10 protein-coding genes are annotated in these 7,855 nt (G+C 45.3%); 8 read left to right on the forward strand and 2 right to left on the reverse strand.

Annotated features, from left to right (window positions below; translation table 11 throughout):
* The 6 genes from ACERC6_RS09845 to ACERC6_RS09870 form a co-directional block, all read left to right on the forward strand.
* A partial coding sequence (locus ACERC6_RS09845) for a phage tail protein (RefSeq protein ID WP_373628897.1) occupies positions 1-149 on the forward strand: 149 nt, incomplete at its 5' end.
* A 104-nt stretch (positions 150-253) separates the two neighbouring features.
* Entirely contained in the window at positions 254-634 is a 381-nt protein-coding gene (locus ACERC6_RS09850; RefSeq protein WP_373628888.1) for a hypothetical protein, read from the forward strand.
* A gap of 5 nt (positions 635-639) precedes the next feature.
* On the forward strand, positions 640-1,311 hold the full coding sequence (locus ACERC6_RS09855) for a phage minor tail protein L (protein ID WP_373628889.1): 672 nt from the start codon (positions 640-642) through the stop codon (positions 1,309-1,311).
* A gap of 44 nt (positions 1,312-1,355) precedes the next feature.
* Positions 1,356-2,141: a hypothetical protein gene (locus ACERC6_RS09860; RefSeq protein ID WP_373628890.1), complete on the forward strand. Its 786-nt coding sequence runs from the start codon at positions 1,356-1,358 to the stop codon at positions 2,139-2,141.
* Positions 2,141-2,539 carry a hypothetical protein gene (locus ACERC6_RS09865; RefSeq protein ID WP_373628891.1) on the forward strand — a complete coding sequence of 133 codons (399 nt, stop codon included), beginning with the start codon at positions 2,141-2,143 and terminating at the stop codon, positions 2,537-2,539. Before ACERC6_RS09860 ends, ACERC6_RS09865 begins: the two co-directional genes overlap by 1 nt.
* A 47-nt stretch (positions 2,540-2,586) precedes the next feature.
* Complete coding sequence (locus tag ACERC6_RS09870; protein ID WP_373628892.1) at positions 2,587-3,390, forward strand: C40 family peptidase; 804 nt, start codon at positions 2,587-2,589, stop codon at positions 3,388-3,390.
* Here ACERC6_RS09870 and ACERC6_RS09875 read toward each other — a convergent pair.
* Together ACERC6_RS09875 and ACERC6_RS09880 are read right to left on the reverse strand one after the other, a co-directional pair.
* The gene (locus ACERC6_RS09875; protein ID WP_373628893.1) at positions 3,365-3,664 is read right to left on the reverse strand and encodes a HigA family addiction module antitoxin; all 300 of its coding nucleotides are present in this window, start codon (positions 3,662-3,664) and stop codon (positions 3,365-3,367) included. The genes ACERC6_RS09870 and ACERC6_RS09875 overlap by 26 nt on opposite strands.
* A 10-nt stretch (positions 3,665-3,674) precedes the next feature.
* The gene (locus ACERC6_RS09880; protein ID WP_373628894.1) at positions 3,675-3,956 is read right to left on the reverse strand and encodes a type II toxin-antitoxin system RelE/ParE family toxin; all 282 of its coding nucleotides are present in this window, start codon (positions 3,954-3,956) and stop codon (positions 3,675-3,677) included.
* 57 nt (positions 3,957-4,013) lie between these two features.
* Between ACERC6_RS09880 and ACERC6_RS09885 the strand changes: the two genes are divergently transcribed.
* Together ACERC6_RS09885 and ACERC6_RS09890 are read left to right on the forward strand one after the other, a co-directional pair.
* Entirely contained in the window at positions 4,014-4,646 is a 633-nt protein-coding gene (locus tag ACERC6_RS09885; protein WP_373628895.1) for a tail assembly protein, read from the forward strand.
* A 66-nt stretch (positions 4,647-4,712) separates the two neighbouring features.
* The coding region (locus ACERC6_RS09890; RefSeq protein WP_373628896.1) for a host specificity protein J at positions 4,713-7,855 on the forward strand (3,143 nt) is incomplete at its 3' end.

Here is a 7,855-nt window from a genome sequence, read left to right on the forward strand (position 1 = left end):
ATTTTCTTGATGAGCATGGTGGCGTTACGCCCTTTTATTGGGCTGATCCGCATGGCACGACCGCCAAATACATTTGCCAAGATTATGAAATTTCTCAAAGAAAAGGTAATTTTTGGGAAATTAGCCTAAAATTCGAGCAAACCTTTTAAGTTGTTAAGTAAAATTTGACAACTCAAGCCAAAACCCATTGATTTTAATGGGTTTTATTTTTTGCCACCTGACAAGGTGGTATTTTTTTTAACGGAGATAAACCATGACCCAAACCCTAACCACCCTAAACCGCACCGAAGCCAAGACCTTGCAAGACTTTATCTACCAAGTGGACGCTTGGCAAGCTCAGCACGGCGATAAAGCCAATCATATTGAAATTATCTACTACCCCGAAGATGACGGCTTTGAAGTCGTCAATGGAGAAAAAGACAATGGCGTATTAAAGCGTAACCGCACCACCGCATTTCGTGCCGAGATTCTAGCATGGGCAACGGCTCAGCTCAATCAACTTAAAGGGTGGAATAACGACAAAACCATCACCGCCTTTGCCTGTGTGTATCAAAATGGCGAATTTGGCGTGGCGGTGGAAGTTACCGACAAGACTGCCGAAAATGTCAGCGATGAAGCGGCAGACAGCGAGTAACGCTTATGAGCTTTAATGCAGACATACAACAAAGCACCGTGCAGGGTTTAATCACCTTGTACGAGCTGGACGCCAGACGACTTGGCGGCGATGTGTACCGCTTTCATGGGCATAATGACGGCGTCATCACTTGGCAAGGACAACAATTTCACCCTATTGCCATCAAAGCAGACGGACTAGAAATGCGGTCAGATGGTAGGGCATCAACACCCAAATTAACCATCGGCGATAATGTGAATGGCGTACAAGGGGCGGTGTCTGCCCTGTGTCGTCTGTATGATGACTTTGCAGGGGCGAAACTGACCGTAACGCACACTTTGGCAGAGTATCTTAATACTACCGACAGCCAAAATTACCGTCAGCAAGAATGGTACATTGAGCAAAAGGTCAGCGAAAATCCCACATCGGGCATCGTGGAATTTGAACTGTCTAACCCTGTGGACCTAGACGGTCAAAAAATCCCAGTCAGAAACATCACCACCTTTTGTCATTGGGCGGTGTGTGGTCGTTATCGTGGCGAAGAGTGTGGTTATACAGGCACCAAACGCTTTACGATGGACGGCAAGATAACCGATGACCCAAGCCTTGATGCGTGCGGTGGCACGATGCCAGATTGTAAGCTAAGAGACAATGAAGACAGCTTTGGCGGCTTTCCTGCGGCGGGTTTGATTAGTTGAGCCATCAGAATTTGTAAGTTATATTGCTTTTATGGTAAAATGAAATGCCAATTATGGAAATGATGAATATGCAGCCTAAAACCAAAACTTATGAAGTTTACGAATACATCAAAAATTATCATGGATTGACCAATCCTAATAATTTTTTATTTTATCGTTGGTTGACAAACGGCAAAGAATTGGTTAAATCCAGTCCTGCTGATGGCTATATCTTACAAGGTTTTGCGTACAACTTGCTAGGTGATGCCAAGTCTGCGATAGACAGCATGAAACAAGCCAAGCTGCTCAATAATTATTTTGGCAAGGTAAATTATGCAGGTCTTTTAACTCGCTTTGGCGAGTGTGAAGAAAGCACATCTATTTGCTTTGAGCTATTACGACAAGATCCGATGGATGCTCATGTATTCTGGCTGGTGCTGGACAATGCTGATTTTGCATTGAATGCTGATTTGGCAAAAAAAGCCCAATTGCTGTATCAAGGCAATGACATTGATTTGCAAGATTTTTTATCATCTCTTGATGCAAAAATGCATATACTACAAGATGCAGGTATTGATAAAGAAGTATTTATCAATGTTAAAAAAAGATTGTTTAATTTTTTATCTTATCATTATTGTGGCGATTACACCACCAAGCCTGTTATTGCAGAAAGTGAAATTGGCAAGCGACTTGATTTGAATGTCTATCTTAATAATGTAGATATTCATCAGTGCTTGGAATTAAACGATATGTTCATTGATAAGCTGATTGAGGATGATACCTTGCATTTTAATGATTATAAAAACATCATCGTACATTTTATTCCTGCTAAATACAATCAGGTGGCGTGATGGCGGTCGATGAGCAAGATTTACGACAAACAGCCATGATGTTGTCTGAATTAATTGATGAGCATTCCGATGAGCATTTATTGCGTGCCTACATCAATCGTAGCTATTATGCCGTCTATCATGAATGCAAAATGCACATTGAAGCCAATTTCACTGATTATAATTTATCAGACATCGGCACATTCAAAACAGGCACGCATAAACGCATTTATTTTGTCTTGGAAGAGTTAGGTAAAATCAACAAAAAAGCCTACGCTTTGGCTCTTAAATTTGATGATTTTTTAGCCAAACGCCATAAATCTGATTACAAGCTCAATGATGACATCAACTATATGGATTATATACAGTGCAAAAAATATTTTGAAACCATACCGAATTTATTAAAAGAAATACACTAACTCATCATAAACCGCCCCATCAAGGCGGTTTTTTATTGGAAAAAAATATGCGATTAACCAAAACCCTAAAAGACCAAATCCACGCCCACGCCAAAGACGACTACCCCAATGAATGCTGTGGGCTGATTGTACAAAGTGTGGCAGATGGCACGGTGGATTATGTACGCTTGCCCAATGTTGCCAAAGACCCACTCAATCATTTTGAGATTGACCCACAGGACTATGCCGACTTTGAGTACAGCTTTGGCATTTTAGCCATTGTACATAGCCACCCAAACGGCACGGCTGAGCCTAGCGAGATTGACCGCATACAGATGACCATGCACGGCAAAGATTGGGTGATTTGTGGCTGCGGGTTTGATTTGGTAACGGGCGAATGGTACAGCGAAATCAAACGCCATAAGCCTACCAAAGAGATAACGCCGCTACTTGGGCGTGAGTATGTGCATGGCTATCAGGATTGTTATAGCCTGGTGCGTGATTATTACAAGCGAGAACTATCCATTGAACTGCCTGATTTTGCACGCACCGATGACTGGTGGGAAAACCCAAACCACGAACCACTTTATGAAAATAATTTTACCAAAGCAGGATTTGATGTCATTGATGACCCAGCACAATTACAAAAACACGATGTTATCCTATGCCGTGTTGGGCGTACACACCATATCAATCACGCCCTTGTCTTTATTGGTAATGGCAAATTGCAATCAGAAAGTACGCCTGACTGTGTGGGTGATTGCCTAGTATTGCATCACCCACATTCGGCATTATCCAAGCGTGAGATTTATGGTGAGAGCTGGCAAAAACGCACGGCAATGGTGGTTAGGCATAGACAGTTTCTGGCGTAAATAACGGCTTGATGGTGGAATAGTCCATTTTGGGGTTGTTTTGGGCTTGCCATAGGTCGTACTGGTTTTGCATACGAAACCATAAATCATCACTCGTCCCCAAAGCCCGAGCAATGCGAAGCGACATATCAGCGGTAATGCTTTGCTTGCCGTTTAAAATACGGCTTAAAGTAACACGGCTGACGCCCAAATGCTTAGCAAACTCGGTAACACTGATGTCGCCCAAGCCGTCTTTTAGTACCAAGCCAGGGTGAGCAGGATTGTGCATTTTCATGATTTACTCCTTAATGGTAATCTTGATAATCGACAATTTCGGCATTGCCATCGTCGTTAAATTTAAAGGTTAATCGCCAGTTGCCATTAACCGATATCGCCCAATGACCATCTAAGTCGCCCTTTAAGGCGTGCAGTTGCCAGCCGGGCATATTCATGTCTTGGGGTGATACCGCCATGTTTAGCTGGGTCAATTGTACATTTAATCGGTTTTTATGCTTATGCTGAATGCCAGCTGTTGAACCCGTGGTAAAAAACTTTTCCAGCCCTTTATGATTAAAAGAAACAATCATCAAACCGTCCTGTAAACTGTATCATTATAATTTACACCCATAAGGAAATTTTGTCAAATGAAAACCATCGAACTACACGGCATTTTAGCCAAAAAATTCGGCAGATTTTTTAAATTAGATGTTAAATCGGCAAAAGAAGCCTGCCATGCGATTGCTTGTCAAATCCCTGCTTTTAAAGCATTTATGATGCGTGCTGAGCAAGACGGCATCCGCTTTGCTGTGTTTAACGGTAAAAAACGCAACGAGCGTACCAACATCGGTGAAAATCAGCTTAACGATACCACCACCGCAAGCCATATCCACATCATGCCAAAGGTGGTAGGCTCTGGCGGCAAAGCAATGGGCTGGCTACAAGTGGTGGTTGGGGTAGCACTCATCGCAACGGGTGTGGGTGCAGGACTTGGAGCAGGATTAACCATGTCAGCAGCCATCGCAGCCAACATTGGTATGATTGGGGCAGGTGCTGGATTGCTGCTGGGCGGTGTTGCCACGCTGATGATGCCCACCCCCAAACTTGAACCCGCCAATGAAGATGGTAACAAGCCAAATAACGGCTTTGGTGGTGCGGTAACGACTGTAGCACAAGGCAATCCTGTACCCATTTTGTACGGTGAGCGAGAAGTGGGTGGGTTTATTGCATCAGCCGCCATCTACGCTGAAGATAAGATGATACAAGGGGCAAAGATTTAACGCTTAAAATACGCCCCAAATAGTCAAAATCACACCCTATTGGGGTGTTTTTTTATGGAGCAAATCATGCAAATCCACGGTGCAAAAAAACAAAAAGGCGGCAGCCAAAAACCCAATATTGCCAAAGACACCACCGCTAGCAGTAACATCGCCCAGATACTCTACGGCTTATCCGAAGGCGAAGTGGCAGGCTTGGTAGATGGCGGCAAATCCATCAAATTAGACGGCACGCCCATCATCAATGAGAATGGACAACCCAACTTTGACGGCATTTCTTGGCAGTTTCGCACAGGCACGATTGATCAAGAACACATCAAGGGCTTTTCATCGGTAGAAAATGAACAAAACATCGGTGTGGAGCTTCGCCATGACCGCCCTTATACCAAGTCTTTGACCAATACCCAGCTGTCGGCGGTGGTGATTCGTCTTAGCTGGAATGGATTGCGTGAACAAAAAGCTGATGGCAATATTGTCGGTTATAAGATTGATTATGCCATCGATGTACAGACCGATGGCGGTGCGTGGCAAACTGTACTTAATACCACCATCAATGACAAAGCCAGTCAAGGCTATCAGCGTAGCCACCGCATCGATCTGCCCAAGGCACGCCGCAGCTGGACGGTGCGTGTTCGCCGTATCACGCCCAACCGTGATAGTGAGCTGATTGGCGATGTGATGAATGTCGTTGCCATCACCGAAGTCATCGATGCTAAATTGCGTTATCCTTGCACCGCCCTACTTGCCCTAAAATACGATGCCGAAACCTTTGGCAATATCGCCAAAGTGGCGGTGCGTATGCGTGGCTTGATTATCCAAGTGCCGAACAATTATGACCCTATTACACGCACTTATACAGGGCTTTGGGACGGACGCTTTAAGATGGCATACACCAATAACCCTGCATGGGTGTTTTACGATATTTGCACCGCTCGCCGCTATGGCTTGGGCGAACGCTTGGCAGGAAAAGTGGATAAATGGGCATTGTATCAGCTTGCTCAGTACTGTGATGAGCTGGTCGATGACGGCAAAGGCGGCAAAGAACCACGCTTTACGGTGAATGTCTATATTCAAAAAGCCGATGACGCTTATCGTGTGCTGCAAAACTTAGCATCTGTATTTCGTGCGATGAGCTATTGGGACGGCACGCAGATTGTCGTGGATGCTGATACGCCCAAAGAGAGCGTTTATACCTTTGCTAATGCCAATGTCGTAGGCGGTGCGTTTAGCTATACAGGCACACGGGCAAAAGCTCGCCACAGCATCGCCAAAGTCGCCTATGACGACCCAAACAACGGCTTTAACACCGATTATGTGTGGGTGCGTGATGAATACGCCATCGCCAAATACGGCATCAATATCTTAGAGTTAAACATGATGGGCTGTACATCTGCCGCCCAAGCCCACCGTGCAGGAGTATGGGCGTTAAGCAGTGAGCAGTTAGAGACCGAAACGGTAACATTTGCCACAGGGCTGGACGGCTTTATCCCCAAAGTGGGCGAGATTATCCAAGTGGCGGACAACCACCGTGCAGGTCGCTATCAATCAGGGCGTATTGTGTCTGTGGGTGGCAAAACCATCACGCTAGACAGAACGGCAGGAAAAGTGGGCGATATGCTGACGGTGGGCGATAAGATGGCTAAAATCACCGCCATCAAAGGCACACAAATCACGCTGGATAAGGCAATCGGACAAGCAGGACAAATCTGGGCAATCACAAGTAGCGACCTTGCCCCACGAACCTATCGTGTGATGAGCATCACACAAAATGATGATGCGACCTTTGCCTTTACCGCCTTGCAATACGAAACCGCCAAATTTAGTGCATCGGATAAAGTGGTTCGTACGCCGTCAAAGCCAGTCTCTATCATCAAGGCACACACGCTAGATGCCCCACAAAACATCACGCTGACCGCACACACTCGCACCCATCAAGGACAAGCCATTACCACGCTGTCTATCAACTGGGAGCAGGTGGCAGGTGCGGTGGCGTACATTGTGGAGTGGCGAAAAGACGACAACGCATGGCAATCTCAAAAAATAGCCAGCCAAAGCCTTGATATTGATGGCGTATATGCTGGCAACTATCAAGCACGAGTGCGTGCGGTGGATGCCTTTGATAATGAAAGTCAGCTTGGCGTGAGTGTGGTTACACAAATTCAAGGCAAACAAGGCAAACCGCCAAAACTGTATTTATTTAAAGTACAAGGCGGTCTGTTTAGTATGTACCTTGACTGGATATTTAACCACGGCTCAGAAGACACCAATTATACAGAGATTCAAATAAGCCCTGACGGACAAGCAAACATTGCTACGCTGGCGGTATTTAGTTATCCGACCAACAGCCACACGATTACAGGCTTACAGGGCAACTTGACCCAGTTTTACCGTGCCAGAATTGTAGATAAATTGGGCAATACATCAGATTGGACAGACTGGATAAGTGGCACGACATCATCAGATGCCGCCAAAGTGCTGGACTTAATCAGTGGTCAGATCAGTGAGAGTCATCTAGACCGTGCACTCAGGGAGCCGATTGCTAAGATTGATGCGTTTGATGGCAAGATCAATCTGTTCAACGCCAAAATCCCTAGCATTGAGCAAGCGGTGCAACAAGCCAACGCACGATTGCCCCAGTTAAACCGCAGCATTGATGAGCTCATGCGTGATAAAAATGCCAAAAGTCAAGAAATCGCTAATCTTACCCAAACCGTGGGGTCTCATACCTCATCAATCCGTGAATTGGGGGTAACAACTGGGGATTTAACGCAAAAATATAGACAGCTTAAAACGCAGTCAGATAATGCAACAAGTGAGATTACAACGATTAAGCAGACCCAAGACAATCAAGCGACAAGTGTTGAGCGTCTAACATCACGATTCAACGATGCGATGAATGGCGAAAATCTGCTTAGTGATACTAGCCCAAAAACAACAACCCGTTTTCTGCTAGGCTCTTATCCGATTTCTCGTTCGCTCAAAAACAATCAAAAAGTTGTTGTCAAAGCAACGACAACACCGACCCAAAGAGTGCTTGTGTACAACTCATCAGCAAGCGGTGCAAATCGCATAGGCGAGATTGTAGCAGACGGCACACCGCACGAGTTAGATTGGGTTGTTGGTAATGGCGGTAATAACAGCTTGCACATCTATCGCACGAGCAATCGTGACAGTTCTAGCGTAACATTAGACAATGTCAGCTTGTCTGTTCG

Source organism: Moraxella sp. E33BD (genome assembly GCF_041807865.1).
GTDB classification, from domain to species: domain Bacteria; phylum Pseudomonadota; class Gammaproteobacteria; order Pseudomonadales; family Moraxellaceae; genus Moraxella; species Moraxella haemolytica.

What these genes read in the sequence shown, in the direction of transcription:
- ACERC6_RS09850 (WP_373628888.1), top strand. Translation starts at nt 254, where the DNA reads ATGACCCAAACCCTAACCACCCTAAACCGCACCGAAGCCAAGACCTTG.
- ACERC6_RS09855 (WP_373628889.1), top strand. Translation starts at nt 640, where the DNA reads ATGAGCTTTAATGCAGACATACAACAAAGCACCGTGCAGGGTTTAATC.
- ACERC6_RS09860 (WP_373628890.1), top strand. Translation starts at nt 1,356, where the DNA reads ATGCCAATTATGGAAATGATGAATATGCAGCCTAAAACCAAAACTTAT.
- ACERC6_RS09865 (WP_373628891.1), top strand. Translation starts at nt 2,141, where the DNA reads ATGGCGGTCGATGAGCAAGATTTACGACAAACAGCCATGATGTTGTCT.
- ACERC6_RS09870 (WP_373628892.1), top strand. Translation starts at nt 2,587, where the DNA reads ATGCGATTAACCAAAACCCTAAAAGACCAAATCCACGCCCACGCCAAA.
- ACERC6_RS09875 (WP_373628893.1), bottom strand. Translation starts at nt 3,664, where the DNA reads ATGAAAATGCACAATCCTGCTCACCCTGGCTTGGTACTAAAAGACGGC.
- ACERC6_RS09880 (WP_373628894.1), bottom strand. Translation starts at nt 3,956, where the DNA reads ATGATTGTTTCTTTTAATCATAAAGGGCTGGAAAAGTTTTTTACCACG.
- ACERC6_RS09885 (WP_373628895.1), top strand. Translation starts at nt 4,014, where the DNA reads ATGAAAACCATCGAACTACACGGCATTTTAGCCAAAAAATTCGGCAGA.